The 21,501-nt window shown below is 63.7% G+C and carries 16 protein-coding genes, 1 tRNA gene, 2 rRNA genes and 1 pseudogene (1 of these 20 only partly in view); 5 read left to right on the top strand and 15 right to left on the bottom strand.

The window, feature by feature from the left end; genetic code table 11:
• Positions 1 to 60 precede the first annotated feature (60 nt).
• The 9 genes and pseudogenes from AQ619_RS00745 to trmD all read right to left on the bottom strand — a co-directional run bounded on the left by AQ619_RS00745 (position 61) and on the right by trmD (position 9,101).
• Entirely contained in the window at positions 61 to 2,235 is a 2,175-nt protein-coding gene (locus AQ619_RS00745; RefSeq protein ID WP_062142867.1) for a prolyl oligopeptidase family serine peptidase, read from the bottom strand.
• Positions 2,236 to 2,290: 55 nt separating this feature from the next.
• Positions 2,291 to 3,928, bottom strand: coding sequence for a long-chain fatty acid--CoA ligase (locus AQ619_RS00740; RefSeq protein WP_062142864.1), 1,638 nt, complete (start codon positions 3,926 to 3,928; stop codon positions 2,291 to 2,293).
• A gap of 105 nt (positions 3,929 to 4,033) precedes the next feature.
• Positions 4,034 to 5,086, bottom strand: a complete 1,053-nt coding sequence (gene leuB, locus AQ619_RS00735) for a 3-isopropylmalate dehydrogenase (RefSeq protein WP_062142861.1) — start codon at positions 5,084 to 5,086, stop codon at positions 4,034 to 4,036.
• Positions 5,087 to 5,098: 12 nt separating this feature from the next.
• The gene (locus AQ619_RS00730) at positions 5,099 to 5,401 is read right to left on the bottom strand and encodes a putative quinol monooxygenase (protein ID WP_062142858.1); all 303 of its coding nucleotides are present in this window, start codon (positions 5,399 to 5,401) and stop codon (positions 5,099 to 5,101) included.
• A gap of 61 nt (positions 5,402 to 5,462) precedes the next feature.
• A pseudogene (locus AQ619_RS19505) lies at positions 5,463 to 5,525 on the bottom strand (hypothetical protein); the annotation flags it as partial.
• Positions 5,526 to 5,532: 7 nt separating this feature from the next.
• Positions 5,533 to 6,141, bottom strand: a complete 609-nt coding sequence (leuD, locus tag AQ619_RS00725) for a 3-isopropylmalate dehydratase small subunit (RefSeq protein WP_062142856.1) — start codon at positions 6,139 to 6,141, stop codon at positions 5,533 to 5,535.
• Entirely contained in the window at positions 6,141 to 7,577 is a 1,437-nt protein-coding gene (leuC, locus tag AQ619_RS00720) for a 3-isopropylmalate dehydratase large subunit (protein ID WP_062142853.1), read from the bottom strand. Before leuC ends, leuD begins: the two co-directional genes overlap by 1 nt.
• A gap of 389 nt (positions 7,578 to 7,966) precedes the next feature.
• Positions 7,967 to 8,359 carry a 50S ribosomal protein L19 gene (gene rplS / locus AQ619_RS00715; RefSeq protein ID WP_236849508.1) on the bottom strand — a complete coding sequence of 131 codons (393 nt, stop codon included), beginning with the start codon at positions 8,357 to 8,359 and terminating at the stop codon, positions 7,967 to 7,969.
• Positions 8,360 to 8,363: 4 nt separating this feature from the next.
• On the bottom strand, positions 8,364 to 9,101 hold the full coding sequence (gene trmD, locus AQ619_RS00710) for a tRNA (guanosine(37)-N1)-methyltransferase TrmD (protein WP_062142850.1): 738 nt from the start codon (positions 9,099 to 9,101) through the stop codon (positions 8,364 to 8,366).
• Between the two features lie 127 nt (positions 9,102 to 9,228).
• On the opposite strand from trmD, the gene AQ619_RS00705 reads away from it, so the two are divergent.
• Positions 9,229 to 10,701, top strand: coding sequence for a TadE/TadG family type IV pilus assembly protein (locus AQ619_RS00705; RefSeq protein ID WP_062142846.1), 1,473 nt, complete (start codon positions 9,229 to 9,231; stop codon positions 10,699 to 10,701).
• 165 nt (positions 10,702 to 10,866) lie between these two features.
• Complete coding sequence (locus AQ619_RS00700; RefSeq protein ID WP_062142843.1) at positions 10,867 to 12,525, top strand: TadE/TadG family type IV pilus assembly protein; 1,659 nt, start codon at positions 10,867 to 10,869, stop codon at positions 12,523 to 12,525.
• A gap of 57 nt (positions 12,526 to 12,582) precedes the next feature.
• Here AQ619_RS00700 and AQ619_RS00695 read toward each other — a convergent pair whose 3' ends face one another.
• A complete protein-coding gene (locus tag AQ619_RS00695) occupies positions 12,583 to 13,518 on the bottom strand; it encodes an isopenicillin N synthase family dioxygenase (RefSeq protein WP_062151092.1) in 936 nt (311 codons plus the stop codon).
• Between the two features lie 194 nt (positions 13,519 to 13,712).
• Between AQ619_RS00695 and AQ619_RS00690 the strand changes: the two genes are divergently transcribed.
• Complete coding sequence (locus tag AQ619_RS00690) at positions 13,713 to 14,393, top strand: YiaD family glycine zipper/OmpA-like lipoprotein (RefSeq protein WP_236849507.1); 681 nt, start codon at positions 13,713 to 13,715, stop codon at positions 14,391 to 14,393.
• A gap of 44 nt (positions 14,394 to 14,437) precedes the next feature.
• On the opposite strand, the gene AQ619_RS00685 is transcribed toward AQ619_RS00690, so the two are convergent.
• The gene (locus tag AQ619_RS00685) at positions 14,438 to 16,339 is read right to left on the bottom strand and encodes a monovalent cation:proton antiporter-2 (CPA2) family protein (RefSeq protein ID WP_062142839.1); all 1,902 of its coding nucleotides are present in this window, start codon (positions 16,337 to 16,339) and stop codon (positions 14,438 to 14,440) included.
• A gap of 3 nt (positions 16,340 to 16,342) precedes the next feature.
• On the bottom strand, positions 16,343 to 16,909 hold the full coding sequence (kefF, locus tag AQ619_RS00680; protein WP_062151086.1) for a glutathione-regulated potassium-efflux system oxidoreductase KefF: 567 nt from the start codon (positions 16,907 to 16,909) through the stop codon (positions 16,343 to 16,345).
• Positions 16,910 to 17,053: 144 nt separating this feature from the next.
• On the opposite strand from kefF, the gene AQ619_RS00675 reads away from it, so the two are divergent.
• Positions 17,054 to 17,779: a CoA transferase subunit A gene (locus AQ619_RS00675; RefSeq protein ID WP_062142837.1), complete on the top strand. Its 726-nt coding sequence runs from the start codon at positions 17,054 to 17,056 to the stop codon at positions 17,777 to 17,779.
• Positions 17,779 to 18,420, top strand: coding sequence for a 3-oxoacid CoA-transferase subunit B (locus tag AQ619_RS00670; protein ID WP_062142834.1), 642 nt, complete (start codon positions 17,779 to 17,781; stop codon positions 18,418 to 18,420). Before AQ619_RS00675 ends, AQ619_RS00670 begins: the two co-directional genes overlap by 1 nt.
• Positions 18,421 to 18,548: 128 nt before the next feature.
• Here the strand turns inward: AQ619_RS00670 and AQ619_RS00665 are convergent.
• The 3 genes from AQ619_RS00665 to AQ619_RS00655 form a co-directional block, all read right to left on the bottom strand.
• A tRNA-Met gene (locus AQ619_RS00665) sits at positions 18,549 to 18,625 on the bottom strand.
• Between the two features lie 74 nt (positions 18,626 to 18,699).
• Positions 18,700 to 18,814 (bottom strand): 5S ribosomal RNA (gene rrf, locus AQ619_RS00660).
• Between the two features lie 112 nt (positions 18,815 to 18,926).
• Positions 18,927 to 21,501 (bottom strand): 23S ribosomal RNA (locus AQ619_RS00655); it runs 211 nt beyond the window's last position.

Raw genomic sequence — 21,501 nt, 5'->3', positions numbered from 1 at the left:
GCAAGGGTTTCTGCGAGCCCTGATAGAACAGGCCGGGTGCGGCAATTTTTCCCCCACGCCCTAAGGCCGTAGCGGCTGGAAATCCGGTTCGCCCAGGGCCTGTAGCAGGAAGGCCTGGATGTCCGCGGCCTGGGCATCGCGCTGGCCCTTGGTCGAGCCGATGCCGTGGCCGGCGTCGAAATCGACCCGCAGGCGCACGGGACCGCCGGTGCTGGCGGCCTGCAGCCGCGCCGCCATCTTGGCCGGAACCCAGGCCGGCACCCGGCCATCGTTCATGCCGGCGGTGATCAGGATCGGCGGATAGCGCACCCCGTCGGCGACATGGACCAGCGGGCTCATGACCTTGAGGGCGCGATAGCCCTCCGGCGTGGCGATGGAGCCGAACTCGGCGACATTGGCCGGACCGCCGGGCGTGGTCTCGAAACGGAGCATGTCGGTCATCGGTACGCCCATGAAGGCGGCGGCAAACAGGTCCGGACGTTCGGTGACGGCCCGGCCGATCAGGATGCCGCCGGCGCTGGTGCCCGATCCGGCCAGGCGGTCTTTCGAGGTATAGCCCTTGTCGATCAGGGCCTCGGCGGCGGCAATGAAGTCGCGCCAGGTGTTGGGCTTGCTGGCCTCCTTGCCGGCCAGGTGCCAGGCCTCGCCATATTCGCCGCCGCCCCGGACCACGGCCGAGGCGTAGATCCCGCCGCGCTTCACGAACGGGATCAGGCGGGCCGAGAAGATCGGATCGCTGGAAACGCCATAGGCCCCATAGCCCTCCAGCATGGTCGGAGACCGACCGTCCAGCTTCAGAGACTTCAGGCGCATGATGTCGACCGGGATGCGGGTCCCGTCGGCGGCTCGCCCCTCGATCCGCTCGATGACGATGTCGGACAGGTCGACCGGCATGGGCTCGGCGAGGGCCAGGCTGCGCGCCGGGCCATTGCCCGCGAACTGGAAGAGTTCCGACGGCCGGGCCCAGGACTCCAGGCCCATGACCACTCCGGACCGGTCCGGATCGCTGGTGCTGAAGCCGATGCTGGCCGGGAACGGCGTCGCAAGGCGTGTCAGGCTGCGATCCCAGCCCAGGCGCTGAACATCATAGGCTCCGCCCTCGGCCCGGACGACATAGAGCCCGTCCGTCGCCGGCGTGGCCGCGACAAGGGCCCCGCCGGTTCCGGAGGCGATTTCAGAGGCCCGGGCAAAGTCCGGGGCCTTGAGATCGAGGTCGACAAACCGGCCCAGCGGCGCATTCAGGGTCGTCGCGACCCAGGCCCGGTCTCCGCGAACGACAGGAAGGGCAGCCTGATCACCGCCCAGGCCCACCAGCATCAGCCGGTCCTCAGCCGCGGCGATTTTTCTCCAGACCGGCTTGCCGGCCGCAACCGCAGTGGCTGGCGACACCCAGGCCAGACCATAGGGCGAGACACCATCGAAGATGAAGGCGAACACCCAGTTCGATCGGGCCGGCCAGTAGAGCAACGGCCCGCCGTCACGGCCGAGTGTACTGTCCGGGCGGCTGGCCTCGAATACCAGCTGGTCGCGGGCAGGATCCTCGCCGACCACATGCCGCCAGAGGGCCTGGTCCTTGAAGCGGTCCTCCGGATCGTCGCCGGGCCCTGGGGCCTTCAGACGCGAATAGTAAAAGCTCTTACTGTCAGGTGCCCACTCCGGCAGGGCGAACCGGGTCCCGTCGATGGCCTCGGCAAGGACCTTGCCGGTGGCGATCTCCATCACGTGAAGGACCGCATCCTCAGAGCCGCCCCGGCCAATGGTATAGGCCAGGTAGCGGTTGTCCGGCGACGGCGAGACGGCCTGCAGGCTGGCCGCACCGCCCTCGTCCGACAGCCTGTCGGGAGCGATCAGCTCGCGGATCGGTCCCCCGGCAATGTTGCGGACATAGAGCCGATTCACCGACGCGCCGGACGGGCGCTTCTGGAAATAGAGCTGGTCGCCACGCTGCACGGGCCGCGACGGCACGACCGCCGCAGCGCTGATCGCGGCGATCTCGTCCCCCAGGGCCTTGCGCCCGGGCAGGGCGGCGATCTCGCTGCGGGTGACTGCGTCCTGAGCCTTCATCCAGGCGTCGAACTCGGGCGGGCGGGCCTCCATCCAGCGATAGCCGTCGACGACGGTTTCACCGAAATAGACATCCGTAACGGGCTGGACCGGGGCGGTCGGCACCTGCTGCGCCACGGCCGGCAAGGCCACAGCCGCACTCAGGCCCAAGGCCAACAAGACCTTTCGCATGGCGTGCCCCCTCACTGTCCAGCCGAGGCGATCAGGCTTGGAAAACCGCCGTTCGTCAAGAACCGGCGGGGGTCTGGCCGAGCAGATGCTCGCGCCACGCTGTCCGCAGGACCTTCTTGTCGATCTTGCCGGTCGCGGTCAGGGGCACGGCAGCGAACACCACGTCATCCGGCGTCCACCACTTGACGATGCGCGGGGTCAGGTAATCGAGCACCTCGGCCTTGGAGACCTGGACGCCGTCATGCGGCTCGATGACCAGAAGCGGCCGCTCTTCCCACTTGGGATGCGGCACCCCGATCACGGCGGCGATCTTCACGCCCGGACAGCCGACCGCGACATTCTCCAGATCGATCGAGCTGATCCACTCGCCGCCGGACTTGATGACGTCCTTCTGGCGGTCGGTGATGCGCATGAAGCCGTGACCATCGAGGGTGGCGATGTCGCCGGTATCGAACCAGCCGTCGGCCTCGGCCGCGTCGGCCTCCTGGCGGAAATAGCGCTTCACCACCCAGGGCCCGCGCACCTTGAGCGCGCCGGAGCTTTCGCCGTCGCGCGGGGCGTCGCTGCCGTCCTCGGCCTCGACCTTCAGCTCGATGCCGAACTGCAGCCGGCCCTGGCGGGTCCAGATGGCCTCGTCCATGGCCTCTTCACCCAGAACCGCCAGGGACGGGGTCGGGGTGGCGACCACCCCGATGGGACAGGTCTCGGTCATGCCCCAGATCTGCAGGACGCTGACGCCGTAGAGCCGCTTGAAGGCCTCGGCCATGGCACGCGGCACCGCGCTGCCGCCGATCACCACGCGCTTCAGACTGTCCGGCCGCCGGCCGGTCTGTTCCAGCCAGGTCAGGTACATGGTCCAGATGGTCGGCACGCCGCCGGTGAAGGTGACGCCCTCCCCCTCGATCAGGGCATGCAGCGAGGCCCCGTCCATCTTGTCGGCTGGCAGGACGAGCTTGGTCCCGCAGATCGGGGCGCTGAACGGCAGGCCCCAGGCGGTGGCGTGATAGAGGCTGGAGCACGGCATCACCACGTCGAAGGCGGTGAAGCCAAAGGCGCTGTTGAGGCCCCCTGCCATGGCGTGCAGCACCACGGCGCGATGCGAGTAGAGCACCCCCTTGGGGTCGCCCGTGGTGCCCGAGGTGTAGCAGAGGAAGGCCCCGGCATTTTCGTCGAAGCTGGGCCAGTCGATGGCCTGGGCCTCGCCGGCGATCAGGCTCTCATAGCTGATCGCGCCGACCGTTCCGGGGATCGTGCGCTCTTCGTCGGACAGCATGACGAAGGTCTTCACCGTGGTCAGGTGCGGGGCGATCCGTTCGACCAGGGCCGCGAAATTGCGGTCGAAGAACAGCACACCGCTTTCGGCGTGATTGATCGTGTAGATGATCTGCTCGTCGAACAGGCGGGGATTGGCCGTGTGCAGCACCGCGCCGAGACCGGGCACGGCATAGAACAGCTCCAGATGCCGGTGGGTGTTCCAGGCCAGGGAGGTGACCCGGTCACCGGGCTGGACGCCCAGCCGCCGCAGCGCATGGGCGAGTTGGGCCGAGCGCCGGGCCAGGCCCGCATAATCGTAGCGCCAGATCGGCTCGTCGATCAGCTTGGAGACGATCTCGCGTGTGCCATGGGCCTGCTGAGCATAGGTCAGAATGCCACTGATCATCAGCGGCGTGGTCTGCATCAGGCCCGGTAACATGCGCGGCGCTCCCTCTTATCGTTGGGAAGAGCCTAGGGCGTAGTGCAGGGGTTGGGGAAGAGGTTGAAGCGATAGATGCTTCCCCCCTCTGGGGGAGGATCTAAATCAGAGCGCCTTGAGTACCGCGTCGCCCATCTCAACCGTCGACAGCGAACCGCCGAGGTCGCGCGTCCGGGCCCCGGCGTCCAGCGCCGCCTTGACGGCGGCCAGCAGTACATCGGCGGCCTGGGCCCGGCCTAGGGACCAGCGCAGGGCCATCTCGAACGACAGGATGGCGGCCAGCGGATTGGCCACGCCCTGGCCGGCGATGTCCGGGGCCGAGCCGTGGATGGGCTCATAGAGACCGGGCTTGCCGGCGGCGCCGAGCGCCGCCGAGGGCAGCATGCCCAGCGAGCCGGTCAGCATGGCCGCCGCATCCGACAGGATGTCGCCAAACAGGTTGTCGGTGACGATGACGTCGAACTGCTTGGGGGCACGCACCAGCTGCATGGCGCAGTTGTCGGCCAGGATGTGCTCCAGCTGGACGTCGGGATACTCGCGGGCATGCAGATCGGTGATGACCTGCTTCCACAGCAGGCCCGACTCCATGACATTGGACTTCTCGGCCGAGTGGACCTTGTTGGTCCGCCCCCGGGCCAGTTCGAAAGCCACCCGACCGACCCGCTCGATCTCGCTGGTCGTATAGACGGCCGTGTCGAAGCCCTTCTTCTGGCCGTCCGGCAGGTCCACGATGCCCCGCGGCTCGCCGAAATAAACGCCGCCGACCAGTTCGCGCACAAACATGATGTCGAGGCCCGAGACCAGTTCGGTCTTCAGGCTGGAAGCCCCGGCCAGGGCTTCAAAACAGTAGGCCGGGCGCAGGTTGGCATAGACGTCCATCGCCTTGCGCAGACCCAGCAGGCCGGCTTCCGGGCGCAGGTGACGCGGCGCGTCCTTCCACTTCGGGCCGCCGACGGCCCCCATCAGCACCGCTCCGCTGGTCAGGGCCCGGTCCCGGACCGCGTCGGTCAGGGGCGTGCCGTGGGCGTCATAGCTGGCCCCGCCATAGATGGCCTCCTCGACCACCAGATCCGGGGTGAGGGCCGCCGCGACGCGACGCACCTGGCCGCAGACCTCGGGACCGATGCCGTCACCCGGCAGGAGGAGAAGCGTGGACATGGGAGGCTCTCTTCAGATCTTGCGGTAGTCGGAAACGTCGAAGGACGACAGGTTGCGGTCAAAGGTGCCCAGGTCCGCGCAGGCGGCGCGCCAGGCCGCCATGTGCGGGCTGGCCCGATGGAACGCCAGGGCGGCTTCGTCCGTGAAATGCTCATAGACCCGGATCAGGCCCGGATCGAGCGGGTCTTCGGTCAGGGCATAGTCCAGGCAGCCCGGCTCAGACCGGGTGGCCTCGACCTGGGCCCGCAGATGCGGGCGAAGTTCGGCCAGGCGCTCGGGGGCGATGCGGACGGTACCGGCGAGGATCAGGGTCATGGGTTTTGTCCCAAACACTTGTCGTCCCGGGCGGCGAAGCCGACCCGGGACCCAGAGGTCAGCGCGCTGCGGCCGCCCCTGGGTCCCGGCTCTCGGCTACGCTGCGGCCGGGATGCCAAGCTGTTGTTGAATCACGCTTCCAGCCAGGGCCGGTCCAGCGCCCGCTTGCTCTCAAAGAGGTCAATGTCGCTGCCGTGCAGCAGGGTCTCGCCGATGGCGTCGAGACCGCGCAGCATCTTGTCCTTGCGCACCGGATCGATCTGGAAGCTGAAGCTCTTGCCCGAAGGCGAGACCACCGTTTGAGCCTCCAGGTCGATGCTGACCATGTGATTGCCGCCCTTGGCCTCGTCCATCAGGACGGCGATCTCTTCGGGCGTCAGTACCACCGGCAGCAGGCCGTTGTTGAAGCAGTTGTTGTTGAAGATGTCGGCGAAGCTGGTCGAGATCACGGCCATGATCCCGAAATCCATCAGGGCCCAGGGGGCGTGCTCTCGTGACGATCCGCAGCCGAAATTGTCACCGGCGATCATCACGCTGGCACCCTTGTATTCCGGGCGGTTGAGGACGAAGTCGCTGATCTCCTTGCCTTCGCCGTCAAAGCGGAAGTCGTAGAACAGGCCCTTGGCCAGACCCTCGCGCTCCACGGTTTTCAGGAACTGCTTGGGGATGATCTGGTCGGTGTCGATATTGGCCAGGGACAGCGGGACGGCACGGCCGTCAAGGCGGGTAAAGGCCTGCATCAGACGGTCTCCTCCAGAAAGGTGCGGACATCGACCAGATGGCCCGCAATCGCCGCCGCCGCCGCCATGGCGGGGGACACCAGATGGGTGCGACCGGCGCGGCCCTGACGACCTTCAAAATTGCGGTTACTGGTCGAGGCGCAGCGCTCCTGCGGGGCCAGCTTGTCGGGGTTCATGGCCAGGCACATCGAACAGCCCGGCTCGCGCCAGTCAAAGCCTGCGGCCTTGAAGATGGCGTCCAGGCCCTCTTCTTCCGCCTGTTCCTTCACCAGGCCCGAGCCCGGCACGACCATGGCCTTGACGTGGTCAGCAACCAGGCGGCCGTGCAGGAAAGCCTCCTGCACCACGGCGGCGGCGGCGCGCATGTCCTCGATCCGGCTATTGGTGCAGGAGCCGATGAAGACGCGGTCGATGCGGGCCGCGGAGATCGGCTGGCCGGCGGTCAGGCCCATATAGTCGAGCGCCCGATAGGCGGCGGCGCGCTTGTCCGGCGTGGCGAAGCTTTCGGGATCCGGCACATTGCCCGTCACCGGGATCACGTCCTCGGGCGAGGTGCCCCAGGTGACCATCGGCACGAGGGCCGAGCCGTCGATCGTGACCGTGCGGTCGAAGACGGCGTCCGGGTCGGTGGAGAAGCTCTTCCAGTGGCTGAGCGCCATCTCCCAGGCCGCGCCCTTGGGGGCGGAGGGCTTGCCCTGGATATAGGCGAAGGTCTTGTCGTCAGGCGCGATCAGACCGGCCTTGGCACCGCCTTCGATGGTCAGGTTGCACAGGGTCATGCGGCCTTCCATCGACAGGGCCGAAATGGCCTCGCCGGCGAACTCGATGACATAGCCGGTGCCGCCGGCCGTGCCGATCTCGCCGATCACGGCCAGGGCCACGTCCTTGCCGGTGACGCCGGGGCCAAGCTGGCCGTCGACCCGGACCAGCATGTTCTTCGCCTTCTTCTGGCGCAGGGTCTGGGTGGCCAGGACATGCTCGACCTCGGAGGTTCCGATGCCGTGAGCCAGGGCCCCGAAGGCCCCGTGGGTCGAGGTGTGGCTGTCGCCGCAGACAATGGTCATGCCCGGCTGGGTGCGGCCCTGCTCGGGACCCACCACGTGGACGATGCCATTGCGGATGTCGCCCATCGGGAAGAACTCGATGCCGTTGTCCTTGACGTTGCGGCCCAGCGTCTGCAGCTGCAGTCTGGCCTCTTCATCGGCCACGGCATCGACGCCGAGGGCCTGGCCTTCGGTCGGGATATTGTGGTCGGCCACGGCCAGGGTGCGGTCGGGGCGGCGCACCTTGCGGCCCGCCGCGCGCAGGCCGGCAAAGGCCTGGGGCGTGGTGACCTCATGGATCAGGTGCAGGTCGATATAGAGGATGGCCTCACCGTCAGCCTCGCTGACGACGTGAGCGTCCCAGATCTTGTCATAAAGGGTTTTGCCGGACATGGCGGGGATATAGGGCGGATCGTGCGTCGAAATCCAGCCTTCGACCGTGGTGGCGACAATTTCTTGCGCGCTGTGACGCGGCCGCCCCGCACAGAGGGCGCGCCCAGGTCCCGCAGGCATTACGGGCGCGCCCTCGTTTCGCTTTTTGTCCAGTGACGCCGAACGTCGACTGAAGCGGGCCACCCCCTGAGAGGGAGCGGTCTGGAAGCCCGTCGCTTTGCGGCGGGGGTGAGATGAGCGTCCTCCCGCATGGACGGACTGTCAAGTTACGTGTGAACGCACTTAAGGGCGATTTCGCCCGGATTGAGCGACAACTGTCCGGAAAATCACCAAAGAAAAAGGCCCCGGCGTTTCCGCCGGGGCCTCGTTCGATCTTCGGAGAAGGCCGCTTATTCAGCGCCGCCCTTTTCCTTACGGATCGTCTGGCGCTCGGCGATACGGGCCGACTTACCGCGACGGTCGCGCAGATAGTAGAGCTTGGCGCGACGGACAACGCCGCGACGCTTGACTTCGATGCTTTCGATATTCGGCGACAGCAGCGGGAACAGACGCTCCACGCCTTCGCCGAACGAGATCTTGCGGACGGTGAAGCTCTCATGGATGCCGGCGCCGGCGCGGGCGATGCAGACGCCCTCATAGGCCTGAACGCGTTCGCGCTCGCCTTCCTTGATCTTCACATTGACGCGCAGGGTGTCGCCCGGCTGGAAGTCCGGGATCGCCCGGGCGGCCAGCAGACGCGAGGATTCTTCCTGCTCGAGTTGCTTGATGATGTTGATAGCCATGTCTTCAGTCTCCTTTGGGCTTACCCGTTTTCGGGCCGCCTTTTGCCTGTTGATTGGCGAGATGCGCTTCCCAAAGATCGGGCCGCCGCTCGCGTGTCGTCTCTTCACGCATACTGGACCGCCATTGCGCGACCCGCTTGTGGTCGCCCGACAGCAGCACCTCGGGGATATCCAGTCCTTCGAACGTCCGCGGTCGCGTGTACTGCGGATGCTCGAGGAGGCCGTCCTCGAAGCTTTCTTCCAGCGTGCTCTCGATGTTCCCCAGAACCCCCGGGGCAAGTCGAACGCACGCCTCGATCACGACCATCGCCGCCGCCTCGCCACCGGCAAGGACCGCGTCTCCGACCGAGACCTCCTCGAACCCCCGGGCGTCGAGCACCCGCTGGTCCACCCCCTCGAAACGGCCGCACAGGACGATGATCCCGGGCGCCTCGCTCCACTGCCGTACGCGCGCCTGGGTCAGGGGCCGACCCCGGGCACTCATATACAAAAGCGGCCGTCCACCGACCTCCACGCTGTCGAGCGCGGCGGCGATAACGTCCGCTTTCAGAACGGCTCCCGCGCCGCCACCCGCAGGGGTGTCGTCGAGGAAGCCGCGCTTATCCTTGGAAAAGGCCCGAATGTCCAGTGTTTCCAATCGCCACAGGTCTTCGTCCTTCCAGGCCGTCCCGATCATCGAGACGCCGAGCGGGCCGGGGAAGGCCTCGGGGAACATGGTCATGACGGTGGCAGTGAACGGCATGGCCGCTCTTTAGCGCCCGGCGAGGCACTTGTCGAAGCTGACGCGGGTCGCGATCGGCTCCCTGTTGGCGGGTTGTTCACGAAACCCGGGCCATAGAGGGCCGTGTGAATCCGTCGGGGTTATCGCCATGCGCGGTCCAAACAGCCACCTGCCGCCGCCGCCCCCTGGCCTGCTGCGCCTCGCCCGTCGCCTGCGCGGCAGCGAAAGAGGTGCCGTCGCCGTGCAGTTTGCCTTTCTGGCCCTGCCGATCGCCCTGCTCTGCTTTGGTCTGCTGGATATGAACCGGGTGGGCATGCAGCGCCGGCAGTTGCAGGATGCGCTTGACGCCGCGACTCTGATTGCCGCCCGGGCCAATGTCACCACCGACGCCGAGCTCGACACCCTGGGCGACGCCGCCCTGGCCTCGGAGATCGCCGGTCTGGGCATCACGGTTCCCGCCGCCAACTCGACCTTCAAGGGCGGGGCGGAAAACTCGGTCATCGGCACCGTGAAGTCCGACCTCAAGCCGATTATCGCCAATCTCTGGACCAATGCCGACGTCTCCGTGACCGCCACGACCACGGTCAAGCGCGGTCAGGATTCACCGGTCGAGCTGGTCATGGTGCTCGACACTACCGGATCGATGTCCGGCACCAAGCTGACGACCCTGAAAACGGCGGCGACCTCGCTGGTCGACAAGCTCACCGTCGGCGGCACCGCCAATGTCAAGATCGGCGTCGTGCCGTTTGCCCAGTACGTCAATGTTGGCATCGCCAACCGCAACCAAAGCTGGATCAGCGTCCCGGCCGACTATTCGACCACCACGACCACGCCAGGCAAATGCACGACGGTCTCGACCAAGACCACCTGCCAGACCCAGACCTATGCCTGCACCAAATATACTGACGGCGTGGCCTATGCCTCGACCTGCAGCCGCAACATCAATTGCGTCACGACGGCGATCACGCCGGTGACCACCTGCACCGCCGACAAGGTGACCACCAACACCTTCAAGTTCTCAGGCTGTGTCGGGTCGCCCGCCTATCCCAAGAACGTCACTGATACCGACCCGCTGCGGGTCTATCCCGGCTTCATGAACCTGACCTGCGCGACGCCGCTGACGCCGCTGACCAGCACCGTCTCGACCGTCAAGGCTGCGATCACGGCGCTGTCGGCCACCGGCGATACCTATATTCCGTCCGGCCTGGCCTGGGGGTTCAACATGCTGTCCTCGGCCCAGCCCCTGACCGACGCCGCCGCCTATGATGCCACGGGCCTGAACCGCAAGCCGCGCAAGGCCATGGTCCTGATGACGGACGGTGCAAACTCCAAGCTGATGAATGCGAGCAACGGACGGCATGACGTCTCGCCGTCGCCAAATCCTGACAGTCCGGCGACCGGGGCCAATACCTATACGGCCGAGCTCTGCACCAACATCAAGGCCAAGAATATCGAGGTTTTCACCGTCGCCTTCAATGTGACTGACACGGGCATCAAAAATATCCTGAAAGCCTGCGCCAGCGACGACAGCCATTATTTCGACGCTACAGACACTACCAAGCTTCTGGAAGCTTTCCAGAACATCGCTGATGCCCTGCGAAACCTGTATATCTCAAAATAGACCAGGGCGGGGATCGACGGCGGAGCACCTTCCAGGGTGCCTTGCGCCGTGTCCGGCACCCCAGGGCGCGCGGAGTCCCCCGCCAAGTTTCCAGGTCACCAGCAAAATTTGCCGGCTGTTTACCAGTTCAACCCAATCTGGGTAACTCGCAGCAGGACTTCCTCAGTGTTCCAATTCCGGAAACGCGCTTCGGCTGGCTTTTTCGAGCACCTGCGTCGCGACCAGCGCGGGGCCGTGGCCGTGCAGTTCGCCTTCCTGATCCTGCCCATCTCCATCCTGGCCTTTGGCCTGCTGGACATGAACCGCATCAGTGTTCAGCGCCGCCAGTTTCAGGACGCCCTGGATGCGGCGACCCTGATGGCCGCCCGCTCGACCGCCACGACCGACGCAGCGCTCGATACCGCCGGCGATGCGGCCTTTGCGGCGGAAATGACCGGCCTCGGCCTGACCGTGACGGCGGCAAACACGACCTTCGCCGCCGGAACAGGCAACAAGGTGATCGGAACGGCGTCGATCACCGTCACCCCGATCATCAGCAATCTCTGGACCCGCGGCAACACGACGGTCACGGCGACCTCGGAGGTGCTCCGATCGGTCAACAAACTCGAAGTCGCCCTGGTGCTCGACAACACCGGCTCGATGGATTCCGATCTGGGCTCTGGTGGCAAGAAGATCGACGCCCTGATCGATGCCTCCAAGGACCTGGTCGACACCCTCTATGCCGCGGCAGCGAGGGCGTCGGAAACCGACGCGGTCAAGATCGCCGTGACGCCCTTCTCGATGACCGTCAATGTCGGCTCGGCCTATTCGTCGGCGAGCTGGATCACCGGCACAATGCCGGCATCGGCCTTTTACGGGCCTGACATCTTCGAGACCTCGCAGAACCGCTTCACCCTGCATACCCAGACGGGGACCAGCTGGGCGGGCTGTATCGAGAGCCGCCCCCACCCTTACGATACCAATGATGACCGGCCGCAGGCCTCTGTGCCGGCCTCGATGTTCATTCCTTATTTTGCGCCCGATGAGCCCGACGACAATACAGTAAACTATCCCTATTCATCATCCAGGTATAGGGACGCTCGCACCAGGCGAAATGGAGAAATTTACAACAATTGGATCACCGATGACAAGTCGAGCTCGAGTGACTGGTTCACCCGTCAGGGCGAGGTCGACAAATATGCGAGCAGCAACAAGTCAAAGGTCATCAGCGAGGCCAGGGACACCACCAGTTACGGCCCTAATGACGGCTGCGGTATCGCCAGCGTCCTGCGGATGACCAATGTCCGGACCAGCGCCGGGGCCACGACGGTCAAGAACAAGCTCGACGAGATGGTCGCCACCGGCAACACCAATGTCGCCATGGGCATGGTCTGGGGCTGGCACATGATCTCGCCCAATGCCCCCTTCGCTGACGGGGTGCCCTATGGCACCCGGAATGTCAGCAAGGTGATTGTGCTGCTCACCGACGGCGACAACGTCATGGGCGAAACCGGCAACCCCAACGACTCCACCTACAGCGGCTATGGCTATATCTGGCAAGGGCGGTTGCGAGACGCCTCGAATGTGTCGCTGAGCACAGGGGCGAGCGGCACCGACCGCCGCGACGCCATGGACAGCCGCCAGAAAAAGACCTGCGCCAACGCCAAGGCCAAGGGCGTCATCATCTACAGTATCGGCGTGGGCGTTTCAGACCGCTCCAAGGTGATCCTGCAGGACTGCGCCTCGACCTCCGACAAGTATTATGACGTCACCGACGCGGCACAGCTTTCGGCGGTCTTCGACTCGATCGCCGGATCGATCCAGAACCTGCGGATCTCGAAATAGAAACGCCCCGCTGGTGGCCAGCGGGGCGATCCGGGTGGTCAGTCCGGCCAGATGCCGTCAGGCCAGCTTGATCTCGCGCAGGCGCTGCTGAAGGAATTCATCGGCGGTGATCGACTCCGGATAACGGTCCGGATTTGCGGCCGAGATGCAACCCGGCAGGGTCTTGATCTCATAGTCCGACGCAAAATGCAGGAAGAACGGGGTCGAGTAGCGCGGGATGTGGCGGCGCTCCGGCGGCGGGTTCTGCACGCGGTGGATGGTCGAGGGCAGGACGTGATTGGTCAGGCGCTCGAGCATGTCGCCGATATTGATGACGATACAGCCCGGCGGCGGATTGATCGGCAGCCACTCGCCGTTGCGGTCGAGCAGTTCCAGCCCGCCCTCCTCGGCACCCATCAGCAGGGTGATGGTGTTGATGTCACCATGAGCCCCGGCCCGGACGCCCGTGGCATCAACCGGAATCGGCGGATAGTGCAGCAGGCGCAGCACGCTGTTGCCGTTCTCGATGGTGGGTTTGAAGAAGCTGCGATCCAGCTTCAGATAGACGGCAATCGCCTCCAGCACCTTGCCGCCCATGGTGTCGAGCGCATTGTAGAACCAGGAGACGTCATGCTTGAAGGCCGGGATTTCGGCCGGCCAGACGTTGTCGGCCATGGTCGCGCGGAACCGGTGGCCGGGCGGCAGGTCGCGGCCCATGTGCCAGAATTCCTTGAGGTCATGATGGGTCGCGCCCTTGGCGGTCTCAACACCGAACGGGATGTAGCCGCGGGCGCCGCCCTTGATCCCGGCATATTGTTTCTTGATGTCGACCGGCAGGGCGAAGAAGGCCTTGGCGTCGGAGATCGCCGCGTCGATCCGGTCCTGATCGAGGTCATAGTCCGACAGCACGGCAAAACCGTAGCGCTCAAACGAGGCCCCAAGGGCCTGGGCGAAACCGGCAAAGTCTTTTTGGTAGAGGGTGAACGAAACCGGTTCGATCGCGGACGTGGACACGTTGGGCAAGCCTTCAGCAAGTCGGTCGGAAACTAGTAAGTCGCGACTTACTACACCGGGAACCGCCGTGAGCGAAGGGCCGTTCATCGCCCAGTCAGGTCGAAGGATGGAACTTGACCTTGAGGTGGGCGTTTGCCCCTTCGATGTACAAGCGTGACGACACACGCCGGATCTGAAGACGGAACACCACGGCCATGATGACGATGAAGAAGACCGCCCTTGCGACCCTGCTGGCAGCCGCCACCACCCTGGCGGCCTGCACCACCACCGACCCCTATACCGGCATGCCGGTACGCAACAATACCGGGACGGCCGCCCTGACCGGAGCCGGCGTCGGGGCCGTCCTGGGCTATCTGACCAACACCAATTCGGGAGAACAGGGCCGGAAAAATGCTCTGATCGGTGCCGGCATCGGGGCCCTGGCGGGCGGCGCGGTGGGCAACTACATGGACCGGCAGCAGGCCGATTTCCGCCGCAGCCTTGAGGGCTCAGGCGTGATGATCCGCCGCAACGGCGACCAGATCATTCTGGTCATGCCCAGCGACGTGACCTTTGCCGTCGACCAATCGGACGTGCAGCCCCAGTTTACGCGGGTTCTGGACGATGTCGCGCGCACCCTGAACGCCTATCCCCAGACCACCATCGACGTCGTCGGTCACGCCGACTCCAGCGGGCCGGACGCCTATAACCAGACCCTGTCAGAGCGGCGCGCCAGTGCGGTCGCCGCCTATCTGGTCGGTACGGGCCAGGTTCTGGGCGGTCGGGTCTTCGTGGCCGGACTGGGCGAAAGCCAGCCCGTCGCCGACAACGCCACAGCGGCCGGTCGCAGCCAGAATCGCCGGGTCGAGATCATCCTGCGGCCGGTGACGCAGTAGAGTCAGGCTTCGCAGGCCCTTCCCCGACAGGGGGAGGGCCTGGACTAATCGGCCCCCTCCCGCTCTGCCCGTTCACGCAACTCCTGTTCCAGGCTGGCCGTATCCCAGGAGCCCCCGGAATCGCCTGGACGCATGCGCGACAGGTCGGCGGCAAGCAGCCGGTCCATGGTCTTTGCGGCATCGCGCGAGGCCAGAATATAGGCCTCCTCCTGGCCCCACATCGGCCGCAGCTCTTCGAAAGTGCGCCGGTCGTGACGGCGGAAGAAGGAGGCGGCGCGATGGGCGCGATGGGCCCGGAAGCCCAGCTTGCGCAAGGCCGTCTCGCCCAGGGACAGCGCGGACTCAAAGGTTTCCCGCTCGACCGCATCCGCCCCATTGGCCAGAAGGTCATAGGCATGCCGCCGATCCCAGGCTCGGGCCAGGATGACCAGATCAGGGAAGGCCTTGCGGGCGGTCTCGACCAGTTCGACGGTTTTTTCGCGGTCGTCGAGCGCCACGATCAGCATGCGGGCCCGCTCGATCCCGGCGGCCCGCAGCAGATCCATCCGCGTCGCGTCACCATAATGCACCCGGCGACCGAAGCGGCGCAGCAGGTCGATCTGCTCGATATCGCTGTCCAGAACCGTGGAGCGAAAGCCGTTGGCGGTCAGCAGGCGGCCCGTGATTTGCCCAAAGCGCCCGAAGCCCGCGATGATGATGTCAGGCTCGCCCTCGTCGAAATCTCCGGTTTCCGGGGTCACATCCGGAATAGCGGCATCGAGGGCGTCAGCGGCCCGTTCATAGAGGATCATGGCAAGGGGTGTGAGCGCCATGGAAATCGCGACGGCGGCGGTCAGAAGGGCCGCCAGCGGAGCACCGACCACCCCCGCCCCGACCGTAAAGGTCAGCAGAACGAAGGCAAACTCGCCGCCCTGGGCCAGGGCCGTCGCCACGGCGGCGGCACCGCGCAAGGGAGCTCCGAACAGCCGCGCCAGACCCAGCATGACCAGAAACTTCAGAACCATCAGGCCAATCACGACCCCGGCCAGGGTGAGGGGCTGGCGAACTATCAGGGGCAGGTCGACCCCCGCGCCCACTGTAATGAAGAAAAGTCCGAGCAGCAGGCCGCGGAACGGCTCGATATCGGTCTCGAGCTCCCTGCGGAATTCGCTTTCGGCCAGGACCACCCCGGCCAGAAAGGCTCCGAGGGCCGGTGACAGGCCGACGGTCTGCATCAGGCTCGCCACGCCGACGACGATCAGCAGGGCCGATGCGGTGAAGATCTCGCGCAGACGGGCCTTGGCGATGAAGCGGAACAGCGGCCGCACCAGATAGCGCCCGCCCCCAACCACGGCACCGACGGCCGCCAGCACCGACAGGCCCTGGGCCCAGATCGGCAGATGGGAGACCAGGCTCGCCCCATGCCCTGCGGCTTCGCCGTGGGCTTCCGGAGCAATGGTGGCCAGAAACGGGAGAAGCGCGAACATCGGGATGACCGCCAGATCCTGCAGCAGAAGAATGCCGAAGGCTGCCCGACCGACCGGTCCCTGCCTCAAGCCCTTCTCGTCCAGGGTTTGCAGCACGATGGCCGTGGACGACATGGCCAGGACCATGCCGACGGCCAGGGCTGTCTGCCAGGGCAGGCCCAGCAGGACCGCCACGCCGGCGATCGCGACCGAGGTGGCGACGACCTGGGCACCGCCGAAACCGAAGATCGCCTTGCGCATGTCCCAGAGGGTCGAGGGCTGTACCTCAAGACCGATCAGGAACAGCAGAATCACGACGCCGAACTCGGCAAACTGCATCACATCGGCCTCGGCCCCGATCAGGGACAGGGCGTGAGGGCCGATGATGACGCCGGCGATCAGATAGCCGAGCACCGAGCCGAGCCCCAGGCGCTTGGCGATCGGCACCGAAATGACGGCGGCCCCGAGATAGAACAGGGTCTGGGTGAGAAAGGATTGCAAGGCTCAGACCTCTACTTCAGCCGGCATCAGCGAGACGAGGCGGGCGCGGTAGCGCTCGGCCTCGGCCTTCAGCGCCGCGTCGTCCTTGACGGCCGCACCGTGGACCACAAACGGCGTTTCCCAGACCATGCCGCAGAGATGAGCCGTCTGCTCGAGCGGCCGGAGAAAGTCATCCATCGCAAAGCGGTTATAGCCCTGGGCATGATAGGCCTTGGCGCTCGCGCCAGTCGTGCAGGCCACGAACAGCCGCTTGCCCTGCAGGGCCGTGCCACCCTCGCCATAGGCGAAGCCGTGCAGCCAGACGAGGTCCAGCCACTCCTTCATCAGGGCCGGGGTCGAGTACCAGTAGAGTGGAAACTGCAGGGCAATGACGTCATGGGTCCGCAGTGCGGCCTGCTCGGCTTCGATGTCGATCGCAAAGTCAGGATAGGCCTCATAGAGATCGAGGAGCGTAACCCCGGCCAGCCCCTTTGCAGCCTTGGCCAAGGCACGATTGGCACGGGAGCGCTCAAGGGCGGGATGGGCCAGGACCAGCAACACACCAGAGGTAGCAGGCGGCGACCGACCGATGTTAGCTTCGCCGCCAGTTTCGTCAGGATTCACGCGTCGACTCCAGGCGGTGAAATTTTATTCATCAAGGGTTGAATTTCTTTGGTCGCCGGGCGAGACCCTTCGCCAAACACCGGCTTGCCAAAGGCTTGTGACGGAGGATCCATGGTCGACAAGGTGCAGACAGACGCGGTCGAGGCCCTATCAGGGCTTTTGTTCGACGGCATGACCATCATGGCCGGAGGCTTTGGCCTCTGCGGCATTCCGGAGAACCTGATCGCGGCGATCCGCGAGACGGGGGTCAAGGACCTCACGGTCGTCTCCAACAATTGCGGTGTGGACGGCTTTGGTCTCGGCATCCTGCTGGAGAACCGCCAGATCCGGAAGATGATCTCGTCCTATGTGGGGGAGAACAAGCTGTTCGAACAGCTTTACCTCAGTGGGGAGCTGGAGCTGGAGTTCAATCCACAGGGCACCCTGGCCGAACGCATTCGGGCCGGAGGCGCGGGCATTCCGGCCTTCTTCACCAAGACCGGTGTCGGTACCCTGGTGGCCGAAGGCAAGGAAGTCCGCGAGTTTGACGGCGAACTCTATGTGATGGAGCGCGGCCTGACCGCCGACCTCGCTATCGTCAAGGCCTGGAAGGCCGACGCTGAGGGCAATCTCGTCTATCGCAAGACAGCCCGAAACTTTAATCCGATGATGGCGACGGCCGGCAAGGCCACCGTCGTAGAAGTCGAGGACATCGTCGCCATTGGCGCGCTCGACAAGGACAATATCCACACCCCCGGCATCTATGTCGACCGGGTGCTGAAGGGCGCGACGTTCGAAAAGCGCATTGAGCGCGTCACCACGCGCCCCAGAGGGCAAAAGACCGAGGAAACCGTCTGATGGCCTGGACCCGTGACGACATGGCGGCCCGAGCGGCCAAGGAACTGCGCGACGGTTTTTATGTGAACCTCGGCATCGGTATTCCGACCCTGGTCGCCAACTACATTCCCGAGGGCATGAGCGTCACGCTGCAGAGCGAGAACGGCATGTTGGGGATGGGCCCCTTCCCCTATGAGGGCGAGGAAGACGCCGACCTGATCAATGCCGGCAAGCAGACGATCACCGAGCTGGACTCCAGCTCCTATTTCTCCAGTGCCGACAGCTTTGCCATGATCCGCGGCGGCCATATCGCCCTGTCGATCCTCGGCGGCATGCAGGTCTCTGAAAAGGGCGACCTGGCCAACTGGATGGTGCCCGGCAAGATGGTCAAGGGCATGGGCGGGGCCATGGACCTTGTCGCTGGCGTCAAGCGCGTCGTGGTCGTGATGGATCACTGCGAGAAATCTGGCGCGGCCAAGCTGCTCAAGGCCTGCTCGCTGCCGCTAACCGGCGCCGGGGTTGTGGATTTGCTGATCACCGAACTGGGCGTCTTCGAGATCAATCGCGGCAAGACTCCGGTGCGGCTGACCGAACTGGCACCTAGTGTGACGGTCGATGAAGTAAGGGCCAAGACCGAAGCGGCCTTTGAGGTCGCGGTCTGATCCCCATTGCCTGAGCATTCAGGAAGACTTGAACGGCGCGCATCGAAAGGTGCGCGCCGTTTGTGTTCAGAGGCTTTGGCAGAGCGCACAAACAAAAACGGCCTCCCGAAGGAGGCCGTTCTTGATCTTGGGTGCGGGGACAGGATTTGAACCTGTGACCTTCAGGTTATGAGCCTGACGAGCTACCGGGCTGCTCCACCCCGCGGCGAAGAGGGTAGTGATTTGATCGCAAGGTAGGGATTTGGACTTTGATTGACTTGAAGTGCATCCTTTTAGCGGACCTGGCGGCGACCTACTCTCCCGCGCCTTGAGACGAAGTACCATTGGCCCAGGGGGACTTAACGACCGAGTTCGGAATGGGATCGGGTGGGGAACCCCCGGCATAGCCACCAGGTCAGCAAAAAGGATGCATGCAGTGCTCGTAGTTTTGAGCACTGGTTATATCAAGTTGAAGAAGACATCGAATGTTTAGCTACAAAGAGCGTTTGCATAGGTTTGGCTGAAGAACGATCAAGCCTATCGAGCTATTAGTACCAGTAAGCTACACGCCTCACAGCGCTTCCACACCTGGCCTATCAACGTGGTGGTCTTCCACGGCTCTCAGCGAGACCTTGTTTTGAGGTTAGTTTCCCGCTTAGATGCTTTCAGCGGTTATCTAGTCCACACTTAGCTACCCTGCTGCACAGCTGGCGCCATGACAGGTCCACCAGAGGTGTGTCCATCCCGGTCCTCTCGTACTAGGGACAGATCCTCTCAAGTCTCGTACACCCACGGCAGATAGGGACCAAACTGTCTCACGACGTTCTGAACCCAGCTCACGTACCACTTTAATCGGCGAACAGCCGAACCCTTGGGACCTGCTCCAGCCCCAGGATGTGATGAGCCGACATCGAGGTGCCAAACTTTGCCGTCGATATGGACTCTTGGGCAAAATCAGCCTGTTATCCCTAGAGTACCTTTTATTCGTTGAGCGATGGCCCTTCCACGCAGGACCACCGGATCACTATGGCCGACTTTCGTCTCTGCTCGACTTGTCAGTCTCGCAGTCAGGCGGGCTTATGCCATTGCACTCGACGACCGATTTCCGACCGGTCTGAGCCCACCATCGCGCGCCTCCGTTACACTTTGGGAGGCGACCGCCCCAGTCAAACTGCCCGCCACGCCATGTCCCGGACCCGGATAACGGGCCGCGGTTAGACGTCAACAACAATAAGGGTGGTATTTCAAGGATGGCTCCACTCGAACTGGCGCCCAAGTTTCATAGCCTCCCACCTATCCTACACATGTTGTTGCTAACGCCAAGGCGAAGCTGCAGTAAAGGTTCATAGGGTCTTTCCGTCTGACCGCGGGAACCCCGCATCTTCACGGGGAATTCAATTTCGCTGAGCCTATGCTGGAGACAGTGGGGAAGTCGTTACGCCATTCGTGCAGGTCGGAACTTACCCGACAAGGAATTTCGCTACCTTAGGACCGTTATAGTTACGGCCGCCGTTTACCTGGGCTTCAGTTCGCTGCTTGCACAACTCCCTTTAACCTTCAGGCACCGGGCAGGCGTCAGACCCTATACGTCGCCTTACGGCTTCGCAGAGCCCTGTGTTTTTGATAAACAGTCGCTACCCCCTGGCCTGTGCCACTCTTATCTGGTTGCCCAAATAAGAGTCACGCTTATCCCGAAGTTACGCGTGCAATTTGCCGAGTTCCTTCAGCATAGTTCTCTCAAGCGCCTTGGTATACTCTACCTGCCCACCTGTGTCGGTTTCGGGTACGGTCTCCGTTGGAGTTATTTCCAGGGACCTGTTCACTGCCCAGAGCAATCCAATAAGCCTAGACAATTTACCAGATCCGTCACTTCCAACTGGTTCAGGAATATTCACCTGATTCCCATCGACTACGCCTTTCGGCCTCGCCTTAGGGGCCGACTAACCCTGCGCAGATTAGCTTTACGCAGGAACCCTTGGGCTTTCGGCGAGAGTGTCTCTCACACTCTTTATCGCTACTCATGTCAGCATTCTCACTTCCGATACCTCCAGCAAGGCTCACGCCTCACCTTCACCGGCTTACGGAACGCTCCGCTACCGCGTGCTTACGCACACCCATACCTTCGGCGTCTGGCTTGAGCCCCGTTACATTTTCCGCGCAGGTTCGCTTGACCAGTGAGCTGTTACGCTTTCTTTAAATGATGGCTGCTTCTAAGCCAACATCCTGGTTGTCAAAGCAAACCCACATCGTTTCCCACTTAGCCAGAACTTGGGGGCCTTAGATGATGGTTAGGGTTGTTTCCCTTTTCACGACGGACGTTAGCACCCGCCGTGTGTCTCCCGGATAGTTCTCTTGGGTATTCGGAGTTTGATTAGAATTGGTAGAGATCGCTCCCCCCGCATCCATTCAGTGCTCTACCCCCCAAGGAATACGTCCGAGGCACTACCTAAATAGTTTTCGCGGAGAACCAGCTATGTCCAGGTTTGATTGGCCTTTCACCCCTATCCACAAGTCATCCGAGAATTTTTCAACATTCACCGGTTCGGTCCTCCAGTAAGTGTTACCTTACCTTCAACCTGCTCATGGATAGATCACCTGGTTTCGGGTCGTCATGCGACGTACTTATTCGCCCTATTCAGACTCGCTTTCGCTGCGCCTACACCTAACGGCTTAAGCTTGCACGGCACATGAAGTCGCTGACCCATTATACAAAAGGTACGCCGTCACCACGCGCGGTGGCTCCGACTGCTTGTAGGCTTCCGATTTCAGGATCTGTTTCACTCCCCTTGTCGGGGTGCTTTTCACCTTTCCCTCACGGTACTTGTTCACTATCGGTCATTGAGGAGTACTTAGGCTTGGAGGGTGGTCCCCCCATGTTCAGACAGGATTTCACGTGTCCCGCCCTACTCGAGTCTGTCGCTATTTGACGCTTACGGGGCTATCACCCACTATGGCCGACCTTTCCAAGTCGTTCAGCTTTATGTCACGACAGCACTGGCCTGGTCCCGGTTCGCTCGCCACTACTACGGGAGTCTCGGTTGATGTCCTTTCCTCCGGGTACTGAGATGTTTCAGTTCCCCGGGTTTGCTTAATGGAGCCTAT

Origin of the sequence: Caulobacter henricii (assembly GCF_001414055.1) — a bacterium.
In the GTDB taxonomy this organism is placed as follows: Bacteria; Pseudomonadota; Alphaproteobacteria; order Caulobacterales; family Caulobacteraceae; genus Caulobacter; species Caulobacter henricii.
This window is presented reverse-complemented; position numbering and strand designations above follow the sequence as displayed.

Coding starts and splice junctions, on each gene's coding strand:
- AQ619_RS00745 (WP_062142867.1), bottom strand. CDS start 2,235: ATGCGAAAGGTCTTGTTGGCCTTGGGCCTGAGTGCGGCTGTGGCCTTG.
- AQ619_RS00730 (WP_062142858.1), bottom strand. CDS start 5,401: ATGACCCTGATCCTCGCCGGTACCGTCCGCATCGCCCCCGAGCGCCTG.
- AQ619_RS00705 (WP_062142846.1), top strand. CDS start 9,229: ATGCGCGGTCCAAACAGCCACCTGCCGCCGCCGCCCCCTGGCCTGCTG.
- rplS (WP_236849508.1), bottom strand. CDS start 8,359: ATGGCTATCAACATCATCAAGCAACTCGAGCAGGAAGAATCCTCGCGT.
- AQ619_RS00740 (WP_062142864.1), bottom strand. CDS start 3,928: ATGTTACCGGGCCTGATGCAGACCACGCCGCTGATGATCAGTGGCATT.
- AQ619_RS00675 (WP_062142837.1), top strand. CDS start 17,054: ATGGTCGACAAGGTGCAGACAGACGCGGTCGAGGCCCTATCAGGGCTT.
- leuC (WP_062142853.1), bottom strand. CDS start 7,577: ATGTCCGGCAAAACCCTTTATGACAAGATCTGGGACGCTCACGTCGTC.
- leuD (WP_062142856.1), bottom strand. CDS start 6,141: ATGCAGGCCTTTACCCGCCTTGACGGCCGTGCCGTCCCGCTGTCCCTG.
- AQ619_RS00690 (WP_236849507.1), top strand. CDS start 13,713: ATGATGACGATGAAGAAGACCGCCCTTGCGACCCTGCTGGCAGCCGCC.
- leuB (WP_062142861.1), bottom strand. CDS start 5,086: ATGTCCACGCTTCTCCTCCTGCCGGGTGACGGCATCGGTCCCGAGGTC.
- AQ619_RS00670 (WP_062142834.1), top strand. CDS start 17,779: ATGGCCTGGACCCGTGACGACATGGCGGCCCGAGCGGCCAAGGAACTG.
- trmD (WP_062142850.1), bottom strand. CDS start 9,101: ATGCCGTTCACTGCCACCGTCATGACCATGTTCCCCGAGGCCTTCCCC.